This window comes from Pseudomonas sp. S2_E02 (assembly GCF_054668355.1).
Genome location: NZ_CP162761.1, coordinates 5,859,881 through 5,884,947, shown reverse-complemented (window position 1 = coordinate 5,884,947; position 25,067 = coordinate 5,859,881). Strand labels below are relative to the sequence as shown.

Here is a 25,067-nt window from a genome sequence, read left to right as displayed (position 1 = left end):
TCGAACGAAAAGGCCCCTCGCGGGCCTTTTTACTTTTCTGCAGGCAAAAAAAGGGGCGGTATGACCCGCCCACATTTTTTCCCTATTCCCTGTATTCCTTTTCATCGTCCTGATGAATCGCGTCCTGCGATGTCCGTTCCCCTCTTCCTTGAAGGGCGTGTCTGTCCGTCGACACAGCCCCGATACTAGAGAGTTCCCTGACAAGAGCAATCGGCTGCGGGTGCCGAAAAAGATTGTCATAAGCACTTAATGTTAAAAAATAAACATATAAAACAATAAGTTAAATTACGGCGATGTCCGTAATCGACGTCTGCCGTCTTGTAAAAATAGGGAACACTTACGAGAGAGTAAGCCAAGGCTTACACCCCGAGACTACAAAGGATGGAAATGCCAACCGTACGTCCGACAATGAAAAAGAGCGGCGGAATGCCCAGAAAATCGAGGCCAACAAAAAACCCCGAACCAGTCGGGGCTTCTTGCGGGCGAGCGTGTGAGGCGCTTACTGGAACAGCGACTCGCTCGACAGGCCATTCTTCTCGAGGATTTCACGAAGGCGCTTGAGGCCTTCTACCTGGATCTGCCGCACCCGTTCCCGGGTCAGGCCGATCTCCAGGCCTACATCTTCCAGCGTGCTGCTCTCGTGGCCGCGCAGACCGAAGCGGCGTACAACCACCTCGCGCTGCTTGTCGGTCAACTCCGACAGCCATTGATCGATGCTCTGCGACAGGTCGTCATCCTGCAGCAGTTCACAAGGATCGGTCGGACGATCGTCGGTAAGGGTGTCCAGCAGGGTTTTATCCGAATCCGGACCCAGCGAGACGTCGACCGAAGAAACCCGCTCGTTCAGGCCAAGCATGCGCTTGACCTCACCCACCGGTTTTTCCAGCAGGTTGGCGATTTCTTCGGGTGAAGGTTCGTGGTCGAGCTTCTGCGTCAGCTCCCGTGCAGCCCGCAGGTACACGTTGAGTTCCTTGACCACATGGATCGGCAACCGGATGGTCCGGGTCTGATTCATGATCGCGCGCTCGATGGTCTGACGAATCCACCAGGTCGCGTAGGTCGAGAAGCGGAAGCCGCGCTCGGGATCGAACTTTTCCACCGCCCGGATCAATCCGAGGTTGCCCTCTTCGATCAGATCCAGCAGCGACAGCCCCCGATTGACGTAACGCCGGGCGATTTTGACCACCAGCCGCAGGTTACTTTCAATCATGCGCTTGCGTCCGGCCGGATCGCCACTTTGCGACAGTCGCGCAAAATGAACTTCTTCTTCCGGAGAGAGCAGTGGGGAAAAGCCGATTTCGTTGAGATACAACTGCGTGGCATCAAGTGCACGCGTGTAGTCGATGTACTTATGTTGTTTAAGTGAAGCGGAGTGTTTGGATTTGGAACGAACGGAAGGTGGAGCAGCCCCTTCATCATTCGACATCGAAGATTCCGAATCGATGCCGGTCTCCATAAGGAGAACCTCATCGTCGATGTCAAACTCCGGCACTTCTTTACTGAGAGCCATTGTTATAGTCCTTTGGTGAGTTCGACCCCAAGCTCAAGCGACGCCTTTATCCTTGGCAGCGCTGGAGCCTGTCCCCTCTACGCGACGGAACAGGCTGGCTTACAAATCAACGTCTTGGCAGGAACTGCAGCGGATCTACAGGTTTACCTTGGCGGCGAATCTCAAAATGCAGTTTCACCCGGTCTGTACCCGTTGACCCCATTTCGGCAATTGTCTGTCCGACCTTGACCTGCTGTCCCTCCCGAACCAACAGCCTGCGGTTATGTCCGTAGGCACTGACGTAGGTTTCGCTGTGTTTGATGATGACTAATTCGCCGTAGCCCCTTAAGCCACTCCCGGCGTATACCACCGTCCCATCAGACGCAGCTAAAACAGGCTGTCCCAAATCTCCGGCGATATCAATTCCTTTATTCAAACTACCGTTTGAAGAGAATTTTCCAATCAGAATGCCATTAGATGGCCATCCCCAGCCGGTCGGGGCTGGGCCTGCCGGAGGCAACGGCGCGGGCGCTTGCTTGTTGGCGACGGACGGTACAGCCCCCGTAGAACCGGTGGTTGTAGTGGTCGTGGTGCCATTTGCCTGGCGCCGGATTACCGTGGTTTTACTCGACGAAGAAGGTGAAGAACTGCTGTTGCTCACCACCGCCGTCGGCGTTGAACCGGTGCGGCCGTCGAAGCGAATCGTCTGACCCGGATGGATCGTATACGGCGTAGGAATATTGTTCCGGGCCGCGAGGGCTTTGTAGTCCCAGCCGTAGCGAAATGCGATCGAAAACATCGTATCGCCCGGACGGACTACATACTGTCCGGTCGTCACCGTAGGACGCTGGGCCACCGCGTTGTTGCGATCGACCACCCGCACATTGCTCGATTTGGTGCTGGAGCAACCGACCAGCAAGGTGCTCAAGACAAGGCCAGTCACCAGGCGCTGAAAGCTCGTGTTACCCATACGCTGCGCAATGACTGTGAGACTCACCCGCCGCTCCCTTTGTGGTGGCTGAAAAATGTGGAATGCCGGATGTCGGCATGAGGTGTCGCAAGTATAACGGGCCGGATCGGCTTTACCTTTAATGAAGCGAAATCGCTTCACGCACACGTTTGCCATCTGACAATCTGCTGCGTTTAAACCATCGTTGCCCGAGTAAGACAGAGGCGAACGAAAGGAATTCAGCACGCGTAAACAAATGCTCAGGCCAGTGGCCCATTGAGCAACGGCACAAAACGGACAGCCCCGAGAACATGCCGGGAAAAGCCGTTTTCCTCACGCACGATCAGCAACAATTGCTGCACTTCCCCGGAGCCTACCGGAATCACCATGCGTCCGCCCGGAGCCAGTTGATCAAGCAAGGCTTGCGGTACATCCGTGGCCACGGCGGTGACGATAATGCCGTTATAAGGTGCCAGCGCCGGCCACCCTTCCCAACCATCGCCCCAGCGGAACACCACGTTGCGCAGGTTCAGTTCAACCAAACGTTCCTTGGCGCGATCCTGCAGTACCTTGATGCGCTCAACCGAGAACACCCGCTCAACCAGTTGTGACAACACCGCCGTCTGGTAACCGGAACCGGTGCCGATCTCCAGCACCTTATCCAGTGGGCCCGCCTCCAGCAGCAGCTCGCTCATGCGCGCCACCATATAAGGCTGGGAAATCGTCTGGTTATTGCCGATCGGCAGCGCCGTGTCTTCATAAGCACGGTGTGCCAGCGCTTCATCGACGAACAGGTGACGCGGCGTACGCCGGATCACTTCCAGCACCTTGGCGTTGGACACGCCCTCTTCGTACAGGCGCTGGATCAGCCGCTCGCGGGTACGCTGAGAGGTCATGCCGATCCCGCTGCGCAGCCTGTCTTCATGTTCACGGGCCATCAGCGCAGTCCCTCCAGCCAGCCATCGAGGCTTCTGAACGCATCGTTGAAGGTTCGATCGAGCTGCAACGGGGTGATGGAAACGTAGCCCTGCATCACCGCATGGAAGTCCGTGCCCGGGCCGCCGTCTTCGGCGTCGCCGGCTGCAGCAATCCAGTAACCGGCCTTGCCACGCGGATCGACCACTTTCATCGGCGCCGCCGCACGGGCGCGATGGCCGAGGCGGGTCAACTGAATACCGCGAATATGGTCGATCGGCAGATTGGGAATGTTCACGTTGAGCACCGTGCGCGGTGGCAGATCAAGCCCGGCATGGGCCTCGACCAGTTTGCGCGCAAAGTAGGCCGCTGTCGGCAGATTATCCACCTGCCGCGAGACCAGCGAAAAAGCGAACGACGGACGCTCGAGAAAACGTCCCTCAAGGGCGGCCGCCACTGTCCCGGAATACAGCACGTCATCGCCAAGATTGGCGCCGAGGTTGATCCCGGAAACCACCATGTCCGCCTCGCGCTCCAGCAAGCCGTTGAGGCCCAGGTGCACGCAGTCGGTCGGAGTGCCGTTGAGGCTGATAAAGCCGTTGGCCAGGTATTGCGGGTGCAGCGGACGGTCGAGCGTCAGCGAACTGCTGGCGCCGCTTTTGTCCTGCTCCGGGGCGATAACCACGCACTCGGTGTAATCCGCCAGCGCAGCATAAAGCGCGGCGAGACCGGGTGCGGTTACCCCATCGTCGTTAGAAATCAGAATACGCATGGGCTGTCCGTCTGCCCCACCGGCACCAGATCAACGAGTTCGCGCACCAATACGGTGGCGAAGCATCCGGCCGGGAGGACGAATTCCAGTTGCAGAATGTCAGGCTGGGGATAATGCCACGTCAACCCGCCAATGGGCAGCCGCAGGATGCGACGTTCGTGGCTCATACCGGCGTTGATCAACCAATCGCGCAGCTCTGCTTCACCGGCAGCAATCCCCTGCTCCAGATCATGGACAGCGCCTGCGGTCGGCGAGTCACCCTCGCCCCACTGCGGGCCGGTCGGATGCAGGTCAAGAATCGCCAGACGCGGGTCGCTGCACTCGGCTTCACCGGCCGGGAAAAAACTGCGGCTGTCGGTGAACGCGAGCAGGTCGCCGACCAGGGCTTTTTGCCAGGTGCCATCGGCCACTCGTGCGGCGAGCACCTTGTTGAAGAGAAAACTGCGCGCCGTCGAGAGCAGGCGCGAACGCACATTGCGTTGTTCCGGCAAGGCCTTGCGCGCCGCCCACGAACGCGCGTCAACGACGTTGCCGCCGTCGTGGCCGAAACGCTGGGCGCCGAAATAATTGGGGATGCCTTGTTGGGCTATCAGCTGCAGGCGCTGCTCAATCGCCGCTTTGTCGCCGTCGAACTGAGTCAAACGCAAGGTGAAACCGTTGGCCGAATGCGCACCGCGTTGCAGTTTGCGTTTGTGGCGAGTGGTCTTGAGAATCTTCAGCGTGTCGTTTTCCGCCGCCGACAGATCCGGATCGGCCTTGCCCGGCAATTGCACGCTGAACCACTGGCGAGTCAGCGCCTGACGATCCTTGAGACCGGCATAGCTGACGGTGCGCAACGGCACGCCGGCAGCCTTGGCGATACGCCGCGCAGCTTCTTCAGTGTTCAGGCCGCGTTTTTCGACCCAGATCCACAGATGTTCGCCATCGCCGCTGAACGGAATATCGAGGACTTCATCGACCTGAAAGTCTTCAGCGATGGCTTTCAGTACCGCAGTGCCGAGGGGTTCACCATAGGCCCGCGGGCCGAGCAATTGCAGTTCGTTCATGCGCGCAGCAACAAGGCAACGGAGTGCACGGCGATGCCTTCTTCGCGACCGACAAAGCCGAGCTTTTCGGTGGTGGTAGCTTTCACGTTCACTTGATCCAACTCAACTTGAAGATCCGCCGCGATCAGCGCGCGCATCGATTCGATATGCGGGGCCATTTTCGGTGCTTGGGCAACGATAGTGTTGTCAACATTGCCGACTTTCCAGCCTTTGGCATGGATCAGCGCGACCACATGACGCAGCAGCGCACGGCTGTCGGCGCCCTTGAATTGCGGGTCGGTGTCCGGGAAATGCTTGCCGATATCACCCAGCGCAGCGGCGCCGAGCAAGGCATCGCTCAAGGCGTGCAGCAGGACGTCACCGTCGGAATGAGCGAGCAGCCCGAAGCTGTGTGCGATGCGCACGCCGCCCAGAGTAATGAAATCGCCTTCAGCGAAACGGTGCACATCATAGCCGTGGCCAATACGCATAAAAAAACGCCCCGATTTTTGTCAGGGCGTGATTCTACCTGCATTAGTCCCGAAGGGCTTGTGCGTGATGCTGCAAGTGGTCGTCTATGAAGCTTGAGATGAAGAAATAGCTGTGGTCGTAGCCCGGTTGCAGGCGCAATGTCAGCGGATGACCCGCTTGTTTTGCCGCTTGTTGCAGAGCTTCGGGGTTGAGCTGGGTGGCGAGGAAGTCATCGCGATCCCCTTGATCGACCAGCAGCGGCAGTTTTTCATCCGCCTCGGCAATCAGTGCGCAGGCATCCCACTCTTTCCATTTGGAACGGTCTTCGCCCAGGTAGCGCGAAAAGGCTTTCTGACCCCATGGGCAATCCATCGGGTTGTTGATTGGCGAGAACGCCGACACCGATTGATAGCGTCCCGGGTTACGCAGCGCGCAGACCAGCGCACCGTGACCGCCCATGGAGTGACCGCTGATGCTGCGTTTGTCCGAGGCCGGGAAATGCGCTTCGACCAGTGCAGGCAACTCATGCACGACATAGTCATGCATCCGATAGTGGCGCGACCAAGGTTCCTGCGTGGCATTCAGATAGAAACCGGCACCGAGGCCGAAATCCCACGCGCCATCCGGATCACCCGGCACATCCGGCCCACGGGGGCTGGTGTCCGGCGCAACGATGATCAGACCCAGTTCGGCAGCCATGCGCATCGCGCCGGCCTTTTGCATGAAATTCTCGTCGGTGCAGGTCAGGCCGGACAACCAGTACAGCACCGGCAACTTGCCGCCCTGCTCCGCCTGCGGTGGCAGGTACACGGCGAACACCATGTCGCAACCGAGCAAGTCTGAGCGATGGCGATAACGCTTGTGCCAACCGCCGAAACTCTTCTGACAGGAGATGTTTTCCAGACTCATGTAAAGACTCCTACGCGGTCATGAGCGCAAGCCTTCAAGACTTGCGCCCATGTCGCCACGATTGATCAGAAATGAATGACGGTACGGATGCTCTTGCCTTCGTGCATCAGGTCGAAGGCCTTGTTGATGTCTTCCAGGCCCATGGTGTGGGTGATGAAAGTATCCAGCGGAATCTCGCCGCTCTGAGCCATGTCGACATAGCTTGGCAACTCGGTACGACCGCGCACGCCGCCGAATGCCGAACCGCGCCAGACGCGACCAGTCACCAGCTGGAATGGACGGGTAGCGATTTCCTGGCCGGCACCGGCCACACCGATGATCACCGACTCGCCCCAACCTTTGTGGCAGCACTCAAGGGCGGCGCGCATCAGTTGCACGTTGCCGATGCATTCGAAGGAGAAGTCGACGCCGCCATCGGTCATGTCGACAATCACTTCCTGAATCGGACGATCGAAATCTTTCGGGTTTACGCAGTCGGTAGCGCCGAGTTGTTTGGCGATCTCGAACTTGGCCGGGTTGATGTCAATGGCGATGATTCGCGCAGCCTTGGCTTTCACCGCGCCAATGACTGCGGACAAACCAATGCCGCCCAGACCGAAGATGGCCACGGTGTCACCGGGTTTGACCTTGGCGGTGTTGAGCACCGCGCCAATACCGGTGGTCACGCCGCAACCCAGCAGGCAAACCTTCTCGAGCGGCGCATCCTTGGAGATCTTGGCCACGGAGATTTCCGGTAACACGGTGTATTCCGAGAACGTCGAAGTACCCATGTAGTGGAAAATGGTTTCGCCCTTGTAGGAAAAACGCGAAGTGCCGTCCGGCATCAAACCCTTGCCCTGAGTCGCGCGAATCGCTTGACACAGGTTGGTCTTGCCCGACTTGCAGAATTTGCACTGGCCGCATTCCGGGGTGTACAGCGGAATGACGTGATCGCCCACCGCAACCGAGGTCACGCCTTCGCCGATCGCTTCGACGATGGCGCCGCCTTCGTGGCCGAGGATCGACGGGAAGATGCCTTCCGGGTCTGCACCGGACAGGGTGTAGGCATCCGTGTGGCAAACCCCGGAAGCCACCACGCGCAACAACACTTCACCGGCCTTGGGCATGGCGACATCGACTTCTACGATTTCCAGCGGCTTCTTGGCCTCGAAGGCAACGGCGGCGCGCGACTTGATCATGCTGACTCTCCAGTGAATCCATTGAATAAAAAACCAGACGACCAGTGTAGTTCAACGCCAACTGATGAATAATCCGGACAAAAGCAAAACATTATTGCCATACAGGGATAATCCTGATGTCCGAAAATCGCTGGGAAGGCATCGACGAGTTCGTCGCCGTTGCCGAATGCAGCCAGTTCACTGCCGCTGCTGAGCGTCTCGGGGTATCGTCCTCGCACATCAGTCGCCAAATCGTACGGTTAGAGGAGCGACTTCAGACGCGCCTGCTTTATCGCAGCACGCGGCGAGTGACACTGACCGAAGCCGGTCAGACGTTCCTGCAACACTGCCAGCGCTTGCAGGACGGTCGCGAAGAAGCCCTGCGAGCGGTCGGCGATCTGACCAGTGAACCGAAAGGCATGCTGCGCATGACCTGCGCCGTCGCGTACGGCGAACGTTTTATCGTGCCGCTGGTGACGCGATTTATGGGCCTTTATCCACAGCTGCGCATCGATATCGAATTGAGCAATCACCAGCTTGATCTGGTGCATGAAGGTCTGGATCTGGCGATTCGCCTGGGTCGTTTGCAGGACTCGCGGTTGGTCGCGACACGCCTGGCGCCACGGCGAATGTATCTGTGCGCGTCACCGTCCTACGTCGAGCGGTACGGTCGCCCGCATAGCCTGTCGGAATTGAGTCGGCACAATTGCCTGATTGGCAGCTCGGACATCTGGCAGCTTGAGCAAAACGGGCGGGAGTTTTCCCAGCGGGTGCAGGGCAACTGGCGCTGCAACAGCGGGCAAGCGGTGCTGGATGCGGCGTTACAGGGGGTGGGGTTGTGTCAGTTGCCGGATTATTACGTGCTGGAGCATTTGCACAGCGGCGCGCTAATTTCGTTGCTGGAGGCGCATCAGCCACCAAATACGGCGGTGTGGGCGCTGTACCCGCAACAGCGGCACTTGTCGCCGAAGGTGCGCAAGTTGGTGGAGTTTCTCAAGGAAGGATTGGCTGAGCGGCCGGAGTATCGAAGCTGAGTGATGGGTTGCTCATGCGTCCGCCTTCGCGAGCAAGCTCGCTCCCACAGTGGACCTGCAGTGACTGCAAATCTGGTGTCAGGCGCAAATCAAATGTGGGAGCGAGCTTGCTCGCGAAGGCTGCGGAATAGGCGCCACAGCAATCAGCGGCGGTTAGCCCAACGCTGACGCAACCACTCCAGATCTTCCGGCCGGGTCACCTTGAGGTTATCCGCCCGCCCTTCAATCAGTCGCGGCGCCAGGCCAGCCCACTCCATCGCCGAAGCTTCATCGGTAACCAGCGCATCCGCGACCAGACTGTCGGCCAACGCCCGATGCAACGCACCGAGGCGGAACATCTGCGGGGTGTACGCCTGCCAGATCACGCTGCGATCCACGGTTTCAACCACGCGCCCGTGCTTGTCGACCCGCTTCAACGTGTCGCGCGCAGGCACCGCGAGCAAACCACCGACCGGATCATCCGCCAGTTCATCGAGTAACTGGTCGAGATCTTCGCGACTCAGATTCGGCCGTGCCGCATCGTGCACCAGCACCCAATCTTCATCGTCGGCACCTTGCGCGTGCAGGTGCAGCAAAGCATTGAGCACCGAGCCGGAACGCTCCGCGCCGCCTTCAACGCGCTGAATGCGCGAGTCGCCCGCGCACGCCAGGTTCGGCCAATAAGGATCATCAACAGCAAGACTGACCACCAGCCCCTTGAGGCTTGGATGGTCGAGGAAACAGCCGAGGCTGTGTTCGAGAATTGTGCGCCCGCCCAGTTGCAGGTATTGCTTGGGACGGTCCGCGGCCATTCGGGCACCAATGCCCGCAGCAGGAATCACGGCCCAGAAGGCCGGCAGGGAATTGATCATTGGGCCAACTGGTAAAGGGTTTCGCCGTCCTTGACCATGCCCAGTTCGTGACGAGCCCGCTCTTCAACGGTCTCCATGCCCTTTTTCAACTCGCTGACTTCAGCGTCCATCACGCGATTGCGCTCCAGCAAACCTTCGTTCTCGGCGTGTTGATCAGCTATCTGCTGATTCAGCTCGGCGACTTGCGCCAGACTGCCATTGCCCACCCACAGGCGGTACTGCAAACCGGCCAGTAGCAAGAGCAAAACGAGAAACAACCAGTAAGGACTGCGCATCGAATATCAGGTATCCAGTGAAAAAAGACAGCCACGCCAAAACTTTGAAGCATCTGATAGCACGAAGCCTGGAAGACCCAGGCTTGTGCTGTTAAGGCATCAGATTAGTGGCAAATCCATCGCTGTCACGACTTTTTCGACACAATCCGGTGTCCTTCCATCGATTTGTACTTAGCCGCGGAACTCGCTGCGACCGTTGTACTTGGCCTTGCCATTCAACTGCTCTTCGATACGCAGCAGTTGGTTGTACTTGGAAACGCGGTCGGAACGGCACAGGGAACCGGTCTTGATCTGGCCAGCCGAGGTGCCCACAGCCAGGTCGGCAATGGTCGAATCTTCGGTTTCGCCCGAACGGTGCGAGATCACTGCGGTGTAACCGGCAGCCTTGGCCATCTGGATGGCTTCCAGGGTTTCGGTCAGGGTGCCGATCTGGTTGAACTTGATCAGGATCGAGTTGGCGATCTTTTTATCGATGCCTTCTTTCAGGATCTTGGTGTTGGTTACGAACAAGTCGTCGCCCACCAGCTGAGTCTTCTCGCCGATCTTGTCGGTGAGGATCTTCCAGCCAGCCCAGTCGGACTCGTCCAGACCGTCTTCGATCGAGATGATCGGATAACGTTCGGTCAGGCCTTTGAGGTAATCGGCGAAACCTTCAGCGGTGAACACCTGACCTTCGCCGGACAGGTTGTACTTGCCGTCTTCGTAGAATTCGCTGGCCGCGCAGTCCAGGGCCAGGGTCACGTCGGTGCCCAGCTTGTAACCAGCGTTGGCTACTGCTTCGGAGATCACTTTCAGCGCGTCTTCGTTGGAGGCCAGGTTCGGTGCGAAACCGCCTTCGTCGCCAACGGCAGTGCTCAGGCCACGGGCCTTCAGCACAGCTTTGAGGTGATGGAAAATCTCGGTGCCCATGCGCAGACCTTCCGAGAAAGACTTGGCGCCAACCGGCTGTACCATGAATTCCTGGATGTCGACGTTGTTATCAGCGTGCTCGCCACCGTTGATGATGTTCATCATCGGCACCGGCATCGAGTAGACACCCGGAGTACCGTTGAGGTTAGCGATGTGTGCGTACAGCGGCAGGTCCTGGTCCTGCGCAGCAGCCTTGGCCGCAGCCAGGGACACGGCGAGGATGGCGTTGGCGCCCAGGGTTGCCTTGTTTTCGGTACCGTCGAGCTTGATCATCGCGTGATCCAGGGCTTTCTGGTCGCTTGGGTCGGTGCCCAGCAGCAGATCGCGGATCGGACCGTTGATGTTGGCTACCGCTTTGAGCACGCCCTTGCCCAGGTAACGGCTCTTGTCGCCATCACGCAGCTCGAGTGCTTCACGCGAGCCAGTGGATGCACCGGACGGCGCGCAAGCGCTGCCGATGATGCCGTTGTCGAGAAGCACGTCCGCTTCCACGGTGGGATTGCCACGGGAGTCGAGAACTTCACGACCTTTGATGTCGACGATTTTTGCCATTGTTGTAAACACTCCAAAGTTGACGAAAACGACGCAGCTAGAGGAAATCTTTTTACCGTCGGCAAGGGGTGTGCAGCGGGCAGGCTTGCAGACGATAACGCTCATGCCCGAGGGCATGAGCGACAAATCGTGCGGTACTTTACCGGAGAATTGAGGTTTACGCGGTTTCTACCGTCGGAAAACTCTTCACCAGTTCGTCCAAAGCCTTGAGCTGGGCCAGAAATGGCTCCAGTTTGTCCAGACGCAAGGCGCAAGGGCCATCGCATTTGGCGTTGTCCGGATCCGGATGCGCTTCGAGGAACAGACCTGCCAACGACTGGCTCATGCCCGCCTTGGCCAGATCCAGAACCTGGGCACGGCGACCGCCGGCGGAGTCGGCACGACCACCCGGCATTTGCAGCGCATGGGTCACGTCGAAGAATACCGGGTACTCGAACTGCTTCATGATGCCGAAGCCGAGCATGTCGACCACGAGGTTGTTGTAGCCGAAGCTCGAACCACGCTCGCAGAGGATCAATTGATCGTTACCCGCTTCCACGCACTTGTTCAGGATGTGTTTCATTTCCTGAGGCGCGAGGAACTGGGCTTTCTTGATGTTGATCACTGCATTGGTCTTGGCCATCGCGACGACCAGATCGGTCTGGCGCGACAGGAAGGCCGGCAGTTGAATGATGTCGCAGACCTCAGAGACGACCGCGGCCTGATCAGGCTCGTGGACGTCGGTGATGATCGGCACGCCAAAGGCTTGTTTGATGTCCTGGAAGATGCGCATGCCCTCTTCCAGGCCAGGACCGCGATAAGAGGTCACAGAAGAACGGTTAGCCTTGTCGAAACTGGCCTTGAACACGTAAGGGATACCGAGTTTTTCGGTGACCTTTACGTACTCTTCGCAAACCTGCATGGCCATGTCACGGCTTTCCAGCACGTTCATGCCGCCGAACAGCACCATGGGTTTGTCGTTGGCAATTTCGATGTCGCCGACGCGGATGATCTTCTGTGCCATCGGGGTTACGCCTTCTTCTGGTGTTGAGCCAACGCTGCTTTGACAAAACCGCTGAACAGCGGATGGCCATCACGTGGTGTCGAGGTGAACTCAGGGTGGAACTGGCAAGCGACGAACCATGGGTGATCGGCCGCTTCAACCACTTCAACCAGCGCCGCATCAGCGGAGCGACCGGAGATTTTCAGGCCCGCTTCGATCAGCTGTGGCAGCAGGTTGTTGTTCACTTCGTAACGGTGACGGTGACGCTCGACGATCACGTCCTTGCCGTAGCAGTCGTGGACCTTGGAACCGGCTTCAAGCAGGCAGTCCTGAGCGCCAAGGCGCATGGTGCCGCCCAGATCGGACGATTCGGTACGTACTTCAACGGCACCGGTCGCGTCTTCCCACTCGGTGATCAAACCGACCACCGGATGACCGCTGGCGCGATCGAACTCGGTGGAGTTGGCGTCTTTCCAGCCCATCACGTTACGGGCGAACTCGATGACCGCCACTTGCATGCCCAGGCAGATACCCAGGTATGGAACCTTGTTTTCGCGAGCGTACTGAACGGCAGTGATCTTGCCTTCCACGCCGCGCAGACCGAAGCCGCCCGGTACGAGGATCGCGTCGACACCTTCGAGCAGCGCAGTGCCCTGGTTTTCGATGTCTTCGGAATCGATGTAACGCAGGTTGACCTTGGTGCGGTTGCTGATGCCGGCGTGACTCATCGCTTCGATCAGCGACTTGTAGGCGTCCAGCAGCTCCATGTACTTGCCGACCATGGCGATGGTCACTTCGTGTTCCGGGTTCAGCTTGGCGTCAACCACTGCGTCCCACTCGGACAGATCCGCGCTGCCGCATTGCAGACCGAAACGCTCAACGACGAAATCGTCCAGACCCTGCGAGTGCAGGATGCCCGGGATCTTGTAGATGGTGTCGGCGTCTTCCAGCGCGATCACCGCACGTTCTTCAACGTTGGTGAACTGAGCGATCTTGCGACGCGACGAGATGTCGATCGGGTGATCGGAACGGCAGACCAGCACGTCTGGCTGCAGGCCGATCGAACGCAGTTCTTTGACCGAGTGCTGGGTTGGCTTGGTTTTGGTCTCGCCAGCGGTGGCGATGTACGGCACCAGTGTCAGGTGCATCAGCATCGCGCGCTTGGCGCCGACTTCGAAACGCAGTTGACGGATGGCTTCGAGGAACGGTTGCGACTCGATGTCACCGACGGTGCCACCGATTTCAACCATCGCCACGTCAGCGTCACCGGCACCCTTGATGATGCGGCGCTTGATTTCGTCGGTGATGTGCGGAATCACCTGGATGGTTGCACCCAGGTAGTCACCACGGCGCTCTTTGCGCAGCACGTGCTCGTAGACACGGCCGGTGGTGAAGTTATTGTTCTGGGTCATGGTCGTGCGGATGAACCGCTCGTAGTGCCCCAGGTCCAGGTCGGTTTCGGCGCCGTCGTGGGTGACGAACACTTCACCGTGCTGGAACGGGCTCATGGTGCCCGGATCGACGTTGATGTACGGATCCAGCTTCAGCATGGTGACCTTAAGTCCCCGCGCCTCCAGGATGGCTGCCAATGAAGCCGATGCAATGCCTTTCCCCAATGAAGAAACAACACCGCCCGTGACGAATATGTAGCGCGTCATGAAAAACCCTAGAAGTCTGCGTTAAAGCGGTACGAGCCGCCGGGGAAAGCGAAGGAAGGCCGAAGCCCCCGATCACCTGCATTAATCACAGTGCACCTTTCAAAAAAACCGCCGCGTTGGGACAGACCGGCAGGTGAAACACCGGTACGTTGCTCGCTACACATTTTTTGGAATCGCCCAGCAAAGACTGCTTGGTAATCGGCAACTCCTGCAATTCAGGCGAATCCACAGAAGTTGTATCAAGAAGGGAGCGTAGTCTACCGGAATGCTCCTTTCAGCTCAAACCTTGATCTTCGTCTGTTGGCAGCCAATGCAATTTCCAGCCATCCTGTGCATGACCATCAAGTCCCGGCAGATTCGCCACCGCGAGCAATTCATCGCCGCGAAACAGCAGCGGCAATCTGCCACGCATGAAGCCCGGGACCGCGCGCTCATTGAGCAGGCGCTTGAGGTCACGGTGGCCGCGATCCGCCAGCTGCATGACTTCACCGCCCTGACGATAGGCAATGCGCAAAGGCCCGACGGGAGTCTGCCCGCTGAACGTGACATGTCCGTTATCGGCCAAGCGTAGCGCTGACGCCGGGCTCTGCCACTCGACTCCGATCATCGGCGTGCGTAGCCAGTGACCGCTGAGCCACCACAGACGACCGGCACTGCGATGAAGCTCGCCATCGGCCAGACGCCATATCGGTGAAGCATCGTGAGCGGCATCGCACAGATTTTTCCAACCCGACCAGTGGTCGGTATCTGGCAGTTGCGTGAAGCGTTCGAGCCAATGGCTGATCGCGTTTCGTTGCCGGGCAGCAGACAGTGCGGCGAGCGGCGCCAGTTCCAGCGACGGTAAAACCAGCCATTCATAATCATGAGCAGTCGCGGCTTGCGCCAAATCGATCTGCGCCAACTCATCGAGCAGCCCCTGAGCTTCACGCAGATGCGCGGCGCTGCGGGTCATGTTCGCCTGCGCTTGCGGCCAGCGCTCGCTCAGCACCGGCATAACCTGATGGCGCAGGTAATTGCGCGAGAACTGTCGATCCTGATTTGACGGGTCTTCGATCCAGCTTAACGAGTGAGCCTGTGCGTAACGTTCCAGCTCGGCTCGAGTGACATCCAGCAACGGGCGAATCAACATGCCCTGCCCCACTGGCCTTTGCTGCGGCATTCCCGACAATCCGCGCACTCCCGCTCCACGCAGCAGCCGGAACAGCAGTGTTTCCGCCTGATCATCACGGTGCTGACCAGTGATTAACGCCTCATTAGCTTGGGTCAGCGCACTGAACACGGCGTAACGCGCATCCCGCGCCGCCCGCTCCAGACTCGCGCCTGGTTGCACCGTCACATGCTCGATCAGCAACGGCACTCCCAGCGCATCACACACGGACTGGCAATGCTGCGGCCACGCGTCAGCCGCAGCCTGGAGGCCGTGGTGAATATGAATAGCGCTGAGTGGAGGGAGGGATTCGGATTTTGCGAGATAGGCGAGCAGATGCAGCAGAACAGTGGAATCGAGACCACCGGAGAATGCAATACGCCAATGAGTGGCGTTGCGCCAAGGCTCAAGGCTCAGTAATAACCGGGAAGGCAAATCAATCGAGAGCTGACTCATTTTTTCACCTTCACCGAAACCAATGTGGGAGCGAGCTTGCTCGCGAAAGCGGTTCAACATTCAACATTTTCGTTGCCTGTTATAACGCCTTCGCGAGCAAGCTCGCTCCCACAGTGTTTTGCATTGTCAGCTGAATCGGCGTTCGATCAGAGACCGTAGCTCATCAGTCGATCATAACGGCGCTTCAGCAACGCTTCGTTATCGAACTTCTTCAGCATCGCCAGTTGCGAGCTCAGCTCGGCACGGATCGACGCAGCGGCAGCTGCCGGATCACGGTGGGCGCCGCCCAGAGGCTCGCTGATCACCTTGTCGACAATGCCGAGGCCTTTCAGACGCTCGGCAGTGATGCCCATTGCTTCAGCAGCATCCGGCGCTTTTTCGGCGGTTTTCCACAGAATCGAAGCGCAACCTTCCGGCGAGATTACCGCGTAGGTCGAGTACTGCAGCATGTTCAGCTGGTCGCAGACGCCAATGGCCAGTGCACCACCGGAACCACCCTCACCGATAACGGTGGCGATGATCGGGGTCTTCAGGCGCGACATCACGCGCAGGTTCCAGGCGATCGCTTCGCTCTGGTTACGCTCTTCAGCGTCGATGCCAGGATAGGCACCCGGGGTGTCGATGAAGGTCAGGATCGGCATTTTGAAACGCTCGGCCATCTCCATCAGACGGCAAGCCTTGCGGTAGCCTTCCGGACGCGGCATGCCGAAGTTACGGCGCACCTTCTCGCGGACTTCACGACCCTTCTGGTGACCGATGATCATCACCGGCTGGTCTTCCAGACGGGCGATACCGCCAACGATGGCCGCGTCGTCAGAGAAGTGACGGTCGCCGTGCAGTTCGTCGAACTCGGTGAAGATGTGCTCGATGTAGTCGAGGGTGTACGGGCGTTTCGGGTGACGCGCCAGGCGTGCGATCTGCCAGCTGGTCAGCTTGCCGAAGATGTCTTCGGTCAGCGTTTTGCTCTTGTCCTGCAGGCGGGAGATCTCATCGCCGATATTCAGCGAATTGTCATTACCGACCAAGCGCAACTCTTCGATCTTGGCTTGCAGGTCGGCGATCGGCTGTTCGAAATCTAGAAAATTCGGGTTCATAGGCGTCCGTCTTGGGTCGTGTCCCAAATGAGCTTGGGCCGGCCGGTTGTCTATTCGCGCCCTACCTTAAGGGAGAGGCGCGCTGAGGTCGAGATTAAAAATTCAGGTTGCGGGCAAGCGCCATGATGGCACTTGCCGGTCAACGGTATTGGAGGAAGACGTTGTCTCGCCCGAACTGGTCACGCAGGGCTTGAATCAACGCATCCGCCGGATCAATCCGCCAGGTCTCGCCGAACTGCAGCAAGGTCTTCGCATCCGGACTGGTGTACTCCATGGTGATCGGGCACGCGCCGCGATGACGCTTGAGCAAATCCCCCAACCAGCGTAGCTGATCGCCTTTCAGATCCTGGGTTTGCAGCTTCAGGCGCAGGCTTTCGGCGAGATTGGTGCGCGCGTCTTCCATGCTCATCACCCGCTTGACGCGCAGGCGCAGGCCACCGGAGAAGTCATCGTTGCTGACTTCGCCTTCGACCACCACCATCGCGTCGGTCTGCAACAACGACTGCGCAGAGTGGAACGCATCGGCAAACAGCGACGCCTCAATCCGCCCCGAACGGTCGTCGAGGGTGATGAAACCCATCTTGTCGCCCTTCTTGTTCTTCATCACCCGCAGGGCAATGATCATCCCCGCCACGGTTTGCGTATCGCGCGCCGGCTTCAGGTCGATGATGCGCTGACGGGCGAAACGGCGGATCTCGCCTTCGTATTCGTCGATCGGGTGACCGGTCAGGTACAGGCCCAAGGTGTCTTTCTCACCTTTGAGGCGCTCCTTAAGCGTCAGCTCCTTGGCCTTGCGGTGCGACGCATACACGTCGGCGTCTTCCTCGACAAACAGCCCGCCAAACAGGTCGGCGTGACCAGAGTCGTGGGTACGCGCGGTCTGCTCGGCCGCCTTGATCGCCTCTTCCATCGCTGCCAGCAGCACGGCGCGGTTGCGGTCGATGTTGGCCTGATAAGCCTTCTGTTCGTCATGGAAGTACGGCCCCAGACGATCCAGCGCACCGCTGCGGATCAAGCCGTCGAGGGTACGTTTGTTGATGCGCTTGAGGTCGACCCGCGCGCAGAAGTCGAACAGATCCTTGAACGGACCTTCCTGACGCGCCTCGGTGATCGCCTCAACCGGGCCTTCACCAACACCTTTGATCGCGCCCAGGCCGTAGACGATGCGGCCGTCGTCGTTCACCGTGAACTTGAACTCCGAAGTGTTCACGTCCGGCGCATCGAGGCGCAGCTTCATCGTGCGCACTTCCTCGATCAAGGTCACGACCTTGTCGGTGTTGTGCATGTCCGCCGACAGTACCGCAGCCATGAACGGCGCCGGGTAGTGGGCTTTCAGCCACGCAGTCTGGTACGAGACCAGGCCGTAGGCGGCGGAGTGGGATTTGTTGAAGCCGTAACCGGCGAATTTTTCTACCAGGTCGAAAATGTTACCGGCAAGGTCGGCGTCGATGTTGTTGGTCGCGCAACCTTCAATGAAACCGCCGCGCTGCTTGGCCATTTCCTCGGGTTTTTTCTTACCCATCGCCCGACGGAGCATGTCTGCACCGCCAAGGGTGTAACCGGCCATGACCTGAGCAATCTGCATCACCTGTTCCTGATACAGAATGATGCCGTAAGTCGGTGCCAGAACCGGCTTCAAACCCTCGTACTGGTAATCCGAGTGCGGATACGCCAGTTCGGCGCGGCCGTGCTTACGGTTGATGAAGTCGTCCACCATGCCGGACTGCAGCGGGCCCGGACGGAACAGGGCCACCAGTGCGATCAGATCTTCCAGGCAGTCGGGCTTGAGCTTTTTGATCAGCTCTTTCATGCCGCGCGATTCAAGCTGGAACACCGCGGTGGTTTCAGCTTTCTGCAACAACGAGTAGGTCGGTTTGTCGTCCAGCGGGATAAACGCGATATCCAGCGGCGGCTCGTTGACCTTGGCACGGTCGCGGTTAATGGTTTTCAGCGCCCAGTCGATGATCGTCAGGGTCCGCAGACCGAGGAAGTCGAACTTCACCAGACCAGCCGCTTCAACGTCGTCCTTGTCGAACTGGGTCACCAGACCGTCACCGGCTTCATCGCAATAGATTGGCGAGAAGTCCGTCAGTTTGGTCGGCGCAATAACCACACCACCGGCGTGTTTACCAACGTTACGCACAACGCCTTCGAGCTTGCGAGCCATTTCCCAGATTTCCGCAGCTTCTTCATCAACCTTGATGAAGTCACGGAGGATTTCTTCCTGCTCGTAGGCTTTTTCCAGGGTCATGCCGACTTCGAACGGAATCATCTTCGACAGACGATCCGCCAGGCCGTAGGACTTGCCCTGCACCCGCGCCACGTCACGCACCACAGCCTTGGCCGCCATGGAACCGAAGGTGATGATCTGGCTTACCGCGTTGCGACCGTATTTTTCGGCCACATAATCGATAACGCGGTCGCGACCATCCATGCAGAAGTCGACGTCGAAGTCGGGCATGGAGACCCGTTCCGGGTTAAGGAATCGTTCGAACAGCAGGTCGTATTCCAGCGGATCGAGGTCGGTGATCTTCTGTACATAAGCCACCAATGAACCGGCACCCGACCCACGGCCCGGACCTACCGGCACGCCGTTGTTCTTGGCCCACTGGATAAAGTCCATCACGATCAGGAAGTAACCGGGGAAACCCATCTGGATAATGATATCCAGCTCGAAATTCAGCCGGTCGACGTAGACCTGACGCTTGGCTTCGTAGTCTTCGGTGGTGTCCTTGGGCAGCAGCACCGACAAGCGTTCTTCCAGACCGTCGAAGGAGACTTTGCGGAAATACTCGTCGATGGTCATGCCATCGGGAATCGGGAAGTTAGGCAGGAAGTGAGTGCCCAGCTTCACTTCGATATTGCAGCGCTTGGCGATTTCGACGGTGTTTTCGATGGCGTCGGGAATATCGCTGAACAGCTCGATCATTTCCTCGGCGCTTTTCAGGTATTGCTGATCGCTATAATTCTTCGAGCGCCGCGGATCGTCGAGGGCACGGCCCTCACCGATGCACACGCGGGTTTCGTGGGCGGCGAAGTCTTCCTGCTTGATGAAACGCACATCGTTGGTCGCCACCAGCGGCGCGCCGAGCTTGTCGGCGAGTGCAACGGCACCGTGCAGCTGTTCTTCATCGTTAGGGCGATTGGTGCGCTGGATTTCCAGATAGAAACGATCCGGGAATACCGCCATCCATTCGCGCGCCAAGGCTTCAGCTTCAGCCGGGTTGCCGCCGATCATGGCCATGCCGATCTCGCCTTCTTTGGCGGCGGACAGCATGATCAGGCCTTCGTTGGCTTCAGCAACCCACTCGCGCTCGACGATGATCATTCCGTTGCGCTGGCCTTCGATGAAGCCGCGCGAGATCAACTCGGTGAGGTTGCGATAGCCCTTGGCGTTCATCACCAACAGGCTGAGCCGGCTCAGCGGTGCGTCCGGGTCCTTGTTCGACAGCCACAGGTCGGCGCCGCAGATCGGCTTGATGCCCGCGCCCATGGTGTTTTTGTAGAATTTGACCAGGGAACACATGTTGTTCTGGTCGGTGACCGCGACCGCCGGCATGTTCATGGCCGTCAGTGCCTTGACCAGCGGCTTGATCCGCACCAGCCCGTCGACCAGGGAGTATTCAGTGTGCAGGCGTAGATGAACGAATGAAGCCGGCATAGTGATCCTGTCCAGTTACATAGAGACAACAAGGCCCGGATTGTACCGGGCCTCGAACAAAACATCAGCCTTGCGACTAAACCTGCGTCAGACCTTCCAGCGCTTCGTAAGCCAGACGCACCGGGGCGAACGAGCGCCGGTGAATCGGCGTCGGGCCAAGACGCGACAAGGCTTCCAGATGAACGGGCGTCGGGTAGCCTTTATGGCCGCCGATGCCGTAACCCGGATAGATCAATTCGAATGCAGCCATTTCGCGGTCGCGACTGACTTTGGCCAGAATCGACGCAGCAGCAATCGCCGGCACCTTGCCGTCGCCCTGCACCACCGCTTCGGCACGCATCGGCAGTTGCGGGCAGCGGTTGCCGTCGATCATCGCCAGTTTCGGCTGAATGTGCAGGCCGGCGACGGCGCGCTGCATGGCCAGCATGGTCGCGTGCAAGATGTTCAGCTCGTCGATTTCTTCCACTTCGGCGCGCGCAATACACCAGCTCAAGGACTTTTCGATGATTTCGTCGTAAAGCTTTTCGCGCTTGGCCTCAGTGAGTTTCTTCGAGTCGTTGAGACCGAGGATCGGCCGGTTCGGATCGAGGATCACCGCCGCCGTCACCACCGCACCGCACAACGGGCCACGACCGACTTCATCAACGCCGGCCACCAGCTCTTCAACTTCGGCGACCAGGGTGAAATCCAGGCCCATCTGCATGCTTGTCTTGCTCATCGCGTTTGACCGATCAGGTTAAGGACGGCGTCCGCCGCCTGATTGGAGGCATCCAGCCGCAACGTGCGGTGGATCTCGTCGAAACCACGGGTCTGTTCTTCGCCACCTTCGATCAGTGGCGACAGGGTCTGTGCCAGCGCATCGACTGTCGCATCATCCTGCAACAATTCCGGGACCAGCAGGCGCTGGGCCAGCAGGTTCGGCAAGGACACGTACGGGCTCTTGACCATGCGTTTGAGAATCCAGAACGTCAACGGCGCCAAGCGGTACGCCACCACCATCGGCCGCTTGTACAACAGCGCTTCGAGGGTCGCGGTGCCGGAGGCAATCAACACGGCATTGCACGCTGCCAGGGCCAGATGGGATTTGCCGTCGAGCAAGGTCACCGGCAGATCACGCCCGGCGAGCAGCTCTTCAAGTTGCGCGCGGCGTTCAGGGTTGGCGCACGGGATGACAAAGCGCAAACCCGGGTGCATCGCACGCAGACGTTCGGCGGTGTCGAGGAACAGCGCGCCCAGACGGGAGACTTCGCCGCCGCGACTGCCGGGCATCAACGCCACCAGCGGGCCGTCGGGCAGGCCCAGCTCGGCACGCGCCGCAGCGCGATCAGCTTCCAGCGGAATGGTATCGGCCAGCGTGTGGCCGACGAACCGCACCGGCACGCCCTTTTCTTCGTAAAATTTTGCTTCGAACGGCAGCAGCGTCAGCATCAGGTCGCAGCCTTCGCGAATCTTCAGCACACGCTTCTGCCGCCACGCCCACACCGACGGGCTGACGTAATGCACGGTCTTGATCCCGGCCTGACGCAGCTTGAGTTCGATATTGAGGTTGAAGTCCGGCGCGTCGATGCCGATGAACACATCCGGCTTCTCGGCGATCAGCGTCGCGATCAGGTCTTTGCGGCGCTTGAGCAATTCGCGCAAACGACCGAGGACTTCCACCAGGCCCATGACCGACAAGCGCTCCATGGGAAAGTAGGAAGTCAGGCCTTCAGCCTGCATCAACGGGCCACCGACGCCGATGAAATCGACCGCCGGATGCTGAGCCTTGAGCGCGCGCATGAGGCCGGCACCGAGAATGTCACCGGAAGCTTCACCCGCCACCAGCGCAATACGCAGATTGGCCATGATCAGCGCGTGATGCCGCGAGTCGACGACTGGATGGAGTCGCGGAATATCGCAACTTCCGGGTATTGCGCAGCAGGTTCAGCCAGTTCGGCCAGCGCCTGCTCAACCGTCAGACCTTGGCGATAGACGGTTTTGTAAGCGCGACGCAGGGTATGAATCGCGTCTTCGCTGAAACCGCGACGGCGCATGCCTTCGAAGTTCATGCTGCGCGCTTCGGCAGGGTTGCCGAACACGGTGACGAACGCAGGAACGTCCTTGCCGATCGCAGTGCCCATACCGGAAAAGCTGTGAGCGCCGATGTGGCAATACTGGTGAACCAAGGTGAATCCGGAAAGGATCGCCCAGTCATCCACGTGCACATGCCCGGCCAACGCGGTGTTGTTGACCAGAATGCAGTGATTGCCGATGACGCTGTCATGCCCGATGTGGGCATAAGCCATGATCAGGTTGTGATCGCCCAGCGTGGTTTCCGAACGGTCTTGCACGGTGCCACGGTGAATGGTCACGCCTTCACGGATGACGTTGTGGTCACCGATCACCAAGCGGGTTTCTTCACCCTTGTACTTCAGATCAGGCGTGTCTTCGCCTACCGAGGAAAACTGGTAGATGCGATTGTGCTTGCCGATGCGGGTCGGGCCTTTGAGGATTACATGCGGCCCGATCACGGTACCCTCGCCGATTTCCACACCTGCGCCGATGATCGACCACGGGCCGACCTCGACGCCATCAGCCAGAACGGCCGACGGATCGATGATTGCGCGAGGGTCAATCAAACTCATAGCTTGCGTTCCGCACAGATGATTTCAGCCGAGCAGACCGGCTTGCCATCGACCGAAGCCTGGCATTCGAACTTCCAGATCTGACGCTTGCAGCTGATGAACTTGGCTTCGAGGATCAACTGGTCGCCCGGCAATACTGGCTGGCGGAAGCGCAGCTTGTCGGAACCGACGAAGTAATACAGCGTGCCGTCGGCAGGCTTCACATCAAGCATTTTGAAACCGAGGATCCCGGCAGCCTGAGCCATCGCTTCGATGATCAGCACGCCCGGCATGATCGGGTGCGCCGGGAAGTGACCATTGAAGAACGGCTCATTGATGCTGACATTCTTGTAGGCGCGAATGCGCTTGCCTTCAGTGTCCAGTTCCACCACCCGATCCACCAGCAGGAACGGGTAACGGTGAGGCAGGTATTCGCGAATCTCGTTGATGTCCATCATTTCGGGGGGAAGCCTATGTAAAGATTGGGAGCGCGACTGACGCGCACTCCTCTAGCAAATCAAGGAGGCAGTCTAGAGGCTGTGCACACTTGATATGGAAATGGTATCAGCCATCTGATGAAGCATTGCCGTCAGGGGTCACTTCCCCTACGCGCTTTTCCAGCTGTTTCAAACGTCGCGCGATGTCATCGAGCTGACGGATGCGGGCCGCGCTTTTGCGCCATTCGGCCGCCGGTTGCATGGCTGTGCCGGAAGAATAGGCACCCGGCTCGGTAATCGAGTGAGTCACCATGGTCATCCCGGTCAGGAAAACGTTGTCGCAAATATCAATATGGCCCACCAGGCCAACACCGCCGGCCAGCATGCAATGCTTGCCGATTTTGGTGCTGCCGGAGATCCCGACGCAGGCCGCCATAGCAGTGTGATCACCGACCTGAACGTTGTGGGCGATCTGGATCTGGTTGTCGAGCTTCACGCCATTGCCAATGACGGTATCGGCCAGCGCGCCGCGGTCGATGGCGGTATTCACGCCAATCTCGACATCGTCGCCGATGGTCACGCCACCGATCTGGGCGATCTTCTGCCAGATACCTTTTTCGTTGGCGAAGCCGAAGCCTTCACCACCAAGCACGGCACCGGACTGGATCACCACACGCTTGCCGATACGCACATCGTGATACAGCGTCACGCGTGGGGCGAGCCAGCCGCCTTCACCGATTTCGCTGCGGGCACCAACAACGCAATGTGCGCCCAGTGTCACCTGCGCGCCAATTCGCGCACCGGCTTCGATCACCACAAAGGGGCCGATGCTGACGCTTGGATCAACCACCGCGTCCGGCGCAATCACCGCTGACGGATGGATACCCGCAGAGGCTTTTGGCTTCGGATCGAACAGGTGGGAGATGCGCGCGTACGCCAGGTAAGGATCAGGCACCACCAACGCATTACCGGCAAAACCTTCGGCGTCGGCCTCTTTGAGCAACAGTGCTGCCGCCTGCGAGCCCGTCAGGTATTTGCGATATTGAGGATTTGCCAGAAAGCTCAACTGAGCTGGGCCAGCCTCTTGCAAAGTGGCTAGCCCAGTAATTTGCTTCTCAGGGTCGCCACGCAGGGTGGCGCCGAGGAACTCGGCCAACTGGCCGAGCTTGATAGTCACGGTCATGGGTTACTTCAGCTGATTCATGCGCTCGATTACCTGGCGCGTGATGTCGTACTGAGGCTTGACATCGATCACTGCGCCACGCTCGAACACCAGGTCAAAACCACCTTTCTTGATGACTTCTTCCACTGCGCTATCCAGTTTCGGCTTCAGTTGCTTGAGCATTTCGCGGTCGGCAACGGCTTTGGCTTCGTTCAGTTCCTTGGACTGGAACTGAAAGTCACGGGCCTTTTGCTTGAATTCCAGCTCCAGGCGCTCGCGCTCACCTTGCTGCATTTTGTCGCCACCGGCCATCAGACGGTCCTGAATGCCCTTGGCGCTGCTTTCCAGCGTCTTCAGCTTGGTCAGTTGCGGACCGAACTTCTTCTCGGCATCAACGGCGTATTTCTTCGCCGCGTCGGATTCCAGCAAGGCCATCTGATAGTTCAGAACGGCAATTTTCATGTCGGCAAATGCCGGGCCTGCCACCATCAAGGAGGCCAGGAGAACCAATTGAGTCAACTTACGCACGATGCACTCCTACAAAATCCATTGTCGTTAT

General features: G+C 58.8%; 23 protein-coding genes. 1 reads left to right on the top strand and 22 read right to left on the bottom strand.

All coding sequences use genetic code 11. The annotated features are described in order from the left end of the window. Positions 1 to 499: 499 nt before the first annotated feature. From rpoS to AB4O01_RS26240, 8 genes are all read right to left on the bottom strand, one after another. On the bottom strand, positions 500 to 1,510 hold the full coding sequence (gene rpoS / locus AB4O01_RS26275) for an RNA polymerase sigma factor RpoS (protein ID WP_038357938.1): 1,011 nt from the start codon (positions 1,508 to 1,510) through the stop codon (positions 500 to 502). Between the two features lie 106 nt (positions 1,511 to 1,616). Further along, positions 1,617 to 2,486, bottom strand: coding sequence for a peptidoglycan DD-metalloendopeptidase family protein (locus AB4O01_RS26270; RefSeq protein WP_093436549.1), 870 nt, complete (start codon positions 2,484 to 2,486; stop codon positions 1,617 to 1,619). Between the two features lie 212 nt (positions 2,487 to 2,698). After that, a complete protein-coding gene (locus AB4O01_RS26265) occupies positions 2,699 to 3,334 on the bottom strand; it encodes a protein-L-isoaspartate(D-aspartate) O-methyltransferase (RefSeq protein WP_171057346.1) in 636 nt (211 codons plus the stop codon). Between the two features lie 41 nt (positions 3,335 to 3,375). After that, on the bottom strand, positions 3,376 to 4,125 hold the full coding sequence (gene surE, locus AB4O01_RS26260) for a 5'/3'-nucleotidase SurE (RefSeq protein ID WP_007908831.1): 750 nt from the start codon (positions 4,123 to 4,125) through the stop codon (positions 3,376 to 3,378). Further along, positions 4,113 to 5,171, bottom strand: a complete 1,059-nt coding sequence (truD, locus tag AB4O01_RS26255; RefSeq protein WP_460090008.1) for a tRNA pseudouridine(13) synthase TruD — start codon at positions 5,169 to 5,171, stop codon at positions 4,113 to 4,115. Before truD ends, surE begins: the two co-directional genes overlap by 13 nt. Beyond that, positions 5,168 to 5,641 carry a 2-C-methyl-D-erythritol 2,4-cyclodiphosphate synthase gene (gene ispF, locus AB4O01_RS26250; protein WP_034149878.1) on the bottom strand — a complete coding sequence of 158 codons (474 nt, stop codon included), beginning with the start codon at positions 5,639 to 5,641 and terminating at the stop codon, positions 5,168 to 5,170. Before ispF ends, truD begins: the two co-directional genes overlap by 4 nt. Before the next feature lie 43 nt (positions 5,642 to 5,684). Next, positions 5,685 to 6,530 (bottom strand): S-formylglutathione hydrolase, encoded by an 846-nt coding sequence (gene fghA, locus AB4O01_RS26245; protein ID WP_460090007.1) that lies wholly within the window; start codon positions 6,528 to 6,530, stop codon positions 5,685 to 5,687. 65 nt (positions 6,531 to 6,595) lie between these two features. Continuing rightward, positions 6,596 to 7,708, bottom strand: a complete 1,113-nt coding sequence (locus AB4O01_RS26240) for an S-(hydroxymethyl)glutathione dehydrogenase/class III alcohol dehydrogenase (RefSeq protein WP_007908835.1) — start codon at positions 7,706 to 7,708, stop codon at positions 6,596 to 6,598. A 116-nt stretch (positions 7,709 to 7,824) separates the two neighbouring features. On the opposite strand from AB4O01_RS26240, the gene AB4O01_RS26235 reads away from it, so the two are divergent. Continuing rightward, on the top strand, positions 7,825 to 8,721 hold the full coding sequence (locus AB4O01_RS26235; RefSeq protein ID WP_460090005.1) for a LysR family transcriptional regulator: 897 nt from the start codon (positions 7,825 to 7,827) through the stop codon (positions 8,719 to 8,721). A 143-nt stretch (positions 8,722 to 8,864) separates the two neighbouring features. On the opposite strand, the gene ispD is transcribed toward AB4O01_RS26235, so the two are convergent. From ispD to AB4O01_RS26165, 14 genes are all read right to left on the bottom strand, one after another. Next, the gene (gene ispD / locus AB4O01_RS26230; RefSeq protein ID WP_093436564.1) at positions 8,865 to 9,572 is read right to left on the bottom strand and encodes a 2-C-methyl-D-erythritol 4-phosphate cytidylyltransferase; all 708 of its coding nucleotides are present in this window, start codon (positions 9,570 to 9,572) and stop codon (positions 8,865 to 8,867) included. After that, on the bottom strand, positions 9,569 to 9,847 hold the full coding sequence (ftsB, locus tag AB4O01_RS26225; RefSeq protein ID WP_007908838.1) for a cell division protein FtsB: 279 nt from the start codon (positions 9,845 to 9,847) through the stop codon (positions 9,569 to 9,571). The genes ispD and ftsB overlap by 4 nt, the downstream gene beginning before the upstream one ends. A gap of 171 nt (positions 9,848 to 10,018) precedes the next feature. Continuing rightward, positions 10,019 to 11,308, bottom strand: a complete 1,290-nt coding sequence (gene eno / locus AB4O01_RS26220; RefSeq protein WP_093436567.1) for a phosphopyruvate hydratase — start codon at positions 11,306 to 11,308, stop codon at positions 10,019 to 10,021. Between the two features lie 157 nt (positions 11,309 to 11,465). Further along, positions 11,466 to 12,311, bottom strand: coding sequence for a 3-deoxy-8-phosphooctulonate synthase (gene kdsA / locus AB4O01_RS26215; RefSeq protein WP_460090003.1), 846 nt, complete (start codon positions 12,309 to 12,311; stop codon positions 11,466 to 11,468). Positions 12,312 to 12,316: 5 nt separating this feature from the next. Continuing rightward, positions 12,317 to 13,948 (bottom strand): CTP synthase, encoded by a 1,632-nt coding sequence (locus AB4O01_RS26210; RefSeq protein WP_093436570.1) that lies wholly within the window; start codon positions 13,946 to 13,948, stop codon positions 12,317 to 12,319. Between the two features lie 274 nt (positions 13,949 to 14,222). After that, positions 14,223 to 15,551, bottom strand: a complete 1,329-nt coding sequence (tilS, locus tag AB4O01_RS26205) for a tRNA lysidine(34) synthetase TilS (RefSeq protein ID WP_460090001.1) — start codon at positions 15,549 to 15,551, stop codon at positions 14,223 to 14,225. 146 nt (positions 15,552 to 15,697) lie between these two features. Beyond that, positions 15,698 to 16,645, bottom strand: coding sequence for an acetyl-CoA carboxylase carboxyltransferase subunit alpha (locus AB4O01_RS26200; RefSeq protein ID WP_108225216.1), 948 nt, complete (start codon positions 16,643 to 16,645; stop codon positions 15,698 to 15,700). A 139-nt stretch (positions 16,646 to 16,784) separates the two neighbouring features. Next, entirely contained in the window at positions 16,785 to 20,306 is a 3,522-nt protein-coding gene (gene dnaE, locus AB4O01_RS26195; protein ID WP_038357916.1) for a DNA polymerase III subunit alpha, read from the bottom strand. A gap of 76 nt (positions 20,307 to 20,382) precedes the next feature. Next, entirely contained in the window at positions 20,383 to 21,009 is a 627-nt protein-coding gene (gene rnhB / locus AB4O01_RS26190) for a ribonuclease HII (RefSeq protein WP_093436573.1), read from the bottom strand. Positions 21,010 to 21,020: 11 nt separating this feature from the next. Next, the gene (gene lpxB / locus AB4O01_RS26185; RefSeq protein ID WP_099758128.1) at positions 21,021 to 22,151 is read right to left on the bottom strand and encodes a lipid-A-disaccharide synthase; all 1,131 of its coding nucleotides are present in this window, start codon (positions 22,149 to 22,151) and stop codon (positions 21,021 to 21,023) included. A 2-nt stretch (positions 22,152 to 22,153) separates the two neighbouring features. Beyond that, positions 22,154 to 22,930 (bottom strand): acyl-ACP--UDP-N-acetylglucosamine O-acyltransferase, encoded by a 777-nt coding sequence (gene lpxA / locus AB4O01_RS26180; protein ID WP_038357910.1) that lies wholly within the window; start codon positions 22,928 to 22,930, stop codon positions 22,154 to 22,156. Next, on the bottom strand, positions 22,927 to 23,367 hold the full coding sequence (fabZ, locus tag AB4O01_RS26175) for a 3-hydroxyacyl-ACP dehydratase FabZ (protein ID WP_003222142.1): 441 nt from the start codon (positions 23,365 to 23,367) through the stop codon (positions 22,927 to 22,929). Before fabZ ends, lpxA begins: the two co-directional genes overlap by 4 nt. 106 nt (positions 23,368 to 23,473) lie before the next feature. Next, the gene (lpxD, locus tag AB4O01_RS26170) at positions 23,474 to 24,529 is read right to left on the bottom strand and encodes a UDP-3-O-(3-hydroxymyristoyl)glucosamine N-acyltransferase (RefSeq protein WP_460089999.1); all 1,056 of its coding nucleotides are present in this window, start codon (positions 24,527 to 24,529) and stop codon (positions 23,474 to 23,476) included. 3 nt (positions 24,530 to 24,532) lie between these two features. Then, positions 24,533 to 25,036, bottom strand: a complete 504-nt coding sequence (locus tag AB4O01_RS26165) for an OmpH/Skp family outer membrane protein (RefSeq protein WP_007908849.1) — start codon at positions 25,034 to 25,036, stop codon at positions 24,533 to 24,535. Positions 25,037 to 25,067: the final 31 nt, after the last annotated feature.

What these genes read in the sequence shown, in the direction of transcription:
- ftsB (WP_007908838.1), bottom strand. Translation starts at nt 9,847, where the DNA reads ATGCGCAGTCCTTACTGGTTGTTTCTCGTTTTGCTCTTGCTACTGGCC.
- ispF (WP_034149878.1), bottom strand. Translation starts at nt 5,641, where the DNA reads ATGCGTATTGGCCACGGCTATGATGTGCACCGTTTCGCTGAAGGCGAT.
- rnhB (WP_093436573.1), bottom strand. Translation starts at nt 21,009, where the DNA reads ATGCAGATGGGCCTGGATTTCACCCTGGTCGCCGAAGTTGAAGAGCTG.
- surE (WP_007908831.1), bottom strand. Translation starts at nt 4,125, where the DNA reads ATGCGTATTCTGATTTCTAACGACGATGGGGTAACCGCACCCGGTCTC.
- AB4O01_RS26200 (WP_108225216.1), bottom strand. Translation starts at nt 16,645, where the DNA reads ATGAACCCGAATTTTCTAGATTTCGAACAGCCGATCGCCGACCTGCAA.
- lpxD (WP_460089999.1), bottom strand. Translation starts at nt 24,529, where the DNA reads ATGACCGTGACTATCAAGCTCGGCCAGTTGGCCGAGTTCCTCGGCGCC.
- kdsA (WP_460090003.1), bottom strand. Translation starts at nt 12,311, where the DNA reads ATGGCACAGAAGATCATCCGCGTCGGCGACATCGAAATTGCCAACGAC.
- ispD (WP_093436564.1), bottom strand. Translation starts at nt 9,572, where the DNA reads ATGATCAATTCCCTGCCGGCCTTCTGGGCCGTGATTCCTGCTGCGGGC.
- fabZ (WP_003222142.1), bottom strand. Translation starts at nt 23,367, where the DNA reads ATGATGGACATCAACGAGATTCGCGAATACCTGCCTCACCGTTACCCG.
- tilS (WP_460090001.1), bottom strand. Translation starts at nt 15,551, where the DNA reads ATGAGTCAGCTCTCGATTGATTTGCCTTCCCGGTTATTACTGAGCCTT.
- truD (WP_460090008.1), bottom strand. Translation starts at nt 5,171, where the DNA reads ATGAACGAACTGCAATTGCTCGGCCCGCGGGCCTATGGTGAACCCCTC.
- AB4O01_RS26265 (WP_171057346.1), bottom strand. Translation starts at nt 3,334, where the DNA reads ATGACCTCTCAGCGTACCCGCGAGCGGCTGATCCAGCGCCTGTACGAA.
- lpxB (WP_099758128.1), bottom strand. Translation starts at nt 22,151, where the DNA reads ATGGCCAATCTGCGTATTGCGCTGGTGGCGGGTGAAGCTTCCGGTGAC.
- eno (WP_093436567.1), bottom strand. Translation starts at nt 11,308, where the DNA reads ATGGCAAAAATCGTCGACATCAAAGGTCGTGAAGTTCTCGACTCCCGT.
- lpxA (WP_038357910.1), bottom strand. Translation starts at nt 22,930, where the DNA reads ATGAGTTTGATTGACCCTCGCGCAATCATCGATCCGTCGGCCGTTCTG.
- AB4O01_RS26240 (WP_007908835.1), bottom strand. Translation starts at nt 7,708, where the DNA reads ATGATCAAGTCGCGCGCCGCCGTTGCCTTCGAGGCCAAGAAGCCGCTG.
- AB4O01_RS26210 (WP_093436570.1), bottom strand. Translation starts at nt 13,948, where the DNA reads ATGACGCGCTACATATTCGTCACGGGCGGTGTTGTTTCTTCATTGGGG.
- dnaE (WP_038357916.1), bottom strand. Translation starts at nt 20,306, where the DNA reads ATGCCGGCTTCATTCGTTCATCTACGCCTGCACACTGAATACTCCCTG.
- rpoS (WP_038357938.1), bottom strand. Translation starts at nt 1,510, where the DNA reads ATGGCTCTCAGTAAAGAAGTGCCGGAGTTTGACATCGACGATGAGGTT.
- AB4O01_RS26235 (WP_460090005.1), top strand. Translation starts at nt 7,825, where the DNA reads ATGTCCGAAAATCGCTGGGAAGGCATCGACGAGTTCGTCGCCGTTGCC.
- fghA (WP_460090007.1), bottom strand. Translation starts at nt 6,530, where the DNA reads ATGAGTCTGGAAAACATCTCCTGTCAGAAGAGTTTCGGCGGTTGGCAC.